The 1,681-nt window shown below is 65.3% G+C and carries 3 protein-coding genes; 1 reads left to right on the forward strand and 2 read right to left on the reverse strand.

Features of this window, described 5'->3' with window-relative positions:
* Nucleotides 1-950: MMPL family transporter (locus tag ACWDTP_RS38350; protein WP_450028427.1), on the reverse strand; the 950-nt coding region annotated here is incomplete at its 3' end.
* Nucleotides 947-1,393 carry an MmpS family transport accessory protein gene (locus ACWDTP_RS38355; protein WP_450028428.1) on the reverse strand — a complete coding sequence of 149 codons (447 nt, stop codon included), beginning with the start codon at nt 1,391-1,393 and terminating at the stop codon, nt 947-949. The genes ACWDTP_RS38350 and ACWDTP_RS38355, both read right to left, overlap by 4 nt.
* A gap of 125 nt (nt 1,394-1,518) precedes the next feature.
* On the opposite strand from ACWDTP_RS38355, the gene ACWDTP_RS38360 reads away from it, so the two are divergent.
* The coding region (locus ACWDTP_RS38360) for a TetR family transcriptional regulator (RefSeq protein ID WP_450028429.1) at nt 1,519-1,681 on the forward strand (163 nt) is incomplete at its 3' end.

Below are 1,681 nucleotides of genomic sequence, written 5' to 3' on the forward strand. Positions count from 1 at the left end.
GCGCCGGCGATGGTCAGGCCCGAGCCGACGATGACATGTATGGTCCCGGAGAACATGTCGTGATAGGCGGCTTTGCGGTCCAATCCCTTGTTGCGGGCCTCGTGGTAGCGGCCGACCACGAATATGCCGTAGTCCGTACCCGCGGCGATCGCCAGCAGGGTCAGCAGATTCGTCGAATACGTGGACAGGCCGATGATCCCGGTATGGGCGAGGACGGCGACGACACCTCGTGCCGCGGCCAGTTCGATGAGAACCGTGAGCAGCATGATGAACATCGTGACGAACGACCGGTACACGGCCAGCAGCATCACCGCGATGACCACGAAGGTGATCATCGTGACCTTCTCGGTGCCCTCGCTGCCGACCTCGAAGTTGTCGGTGATCAGTGGCGCGGCGCCGGTGACATAGGCTTTGACCCCGGGCGGTGGCGGGGTGTCGGCCACGATCTTGCGGATCGCGTCGACGGACTCGTTGGACAACGCTTCGCCCTGATTGCCGGCCAGGTACACCTGCACCAGCGCGGCCTTGCCGTCCTTGCTCTGCGAACCGCCCGCGGTCAGCGGATCGCCCCAGAAATCCTGAATGTGTTCGACGTGCTTGGTGTCGGCGGCCAGCCGCTGCACCAGGGTGTCGTAGAAATGATGGGCGTCGGCGCCCAGCGGCTGGTCGCCCTCCAGCACGATCATCGCCGCGCTGTCGGAGTCGAACTCGTCGAAGACCTGACCGATGTGCCGCATCGCCTCCGTCGACGGGGCGTCGGGTGCGTTCAGACCGACCGAGCGGGCCGCGCCGACCACCTCCAGCTGGGGGACGGCGATGTTGGTGAGCGCGGCGACCGCCACCCACACCAACAGGATCGGCACGGCCAGCACCCGGATGAGCCGTGAGACCTTCGAATGCCGGACTTCGGCATCGGGGCCGGCCTGGTCTTCGGCACGGTGCTCGCTCATGCGGACTTGTCCAGGCAGGCGATGTAACCGTTCACGTTGTTGGTCGTCCTTTCGTCCTTGACGACGCCGTTGACGGTGATGCGGCAACCGATCGAGTCGCCGTCGCCCTGCGCGCGCAGGTCGGCGAACAGCGTCGGGTCATCGGTGGTCAAGGTCTGTGACCACGGCAGGGTGACGTCGTCGACGCGCTGCGGCTGGGCGTTGATGTCGAGATAGTTGATGGAGGCCACCGAGCCGGGGGAGCCGAACACCTCGAACAGCACGCGCTTGGGGTTGTAGCCGGTGTTCTCCAGTGCCTCGGCGCTGGGCCGCGACACGTCCTTGTCGGAGCCGAATATGCCGTGCAGCCGATAGACGGCGAAGGAGACGACGGCGACCACGATCACGGTGACGATGAGCGTCCACCGCTTTCTTATCAACCTGCCGACCGAAAAACCGCTCACCCGAAAGCCTTTCGAAGTTCGGTGACGACGTGGTCCGGCCGCGCGGTTGTGCATGCCGGTGGTGGTGCCATGCAGTACGGTACGGTACCGTACGTAACGGTGCAACAGATTTCCCAGGGAGGCGCGTGAGTCCGGATACGGCTACCGAAGGGGCGACCTGCTTGTCGGCGTCGCGCTGGACCGCGCGTGAGGCCGAGCTGCTGGCCGTGACTCTGCAGCTGCTGCAGCAGCACGGCTATGACCGGTTGACTGTGGAAGCCGTTGCCGCGCAAGCCAAGGCCAGCAAGG

This window comes from Mycobacterium sp. NPDC003449 (assembly GCF_053588415.1).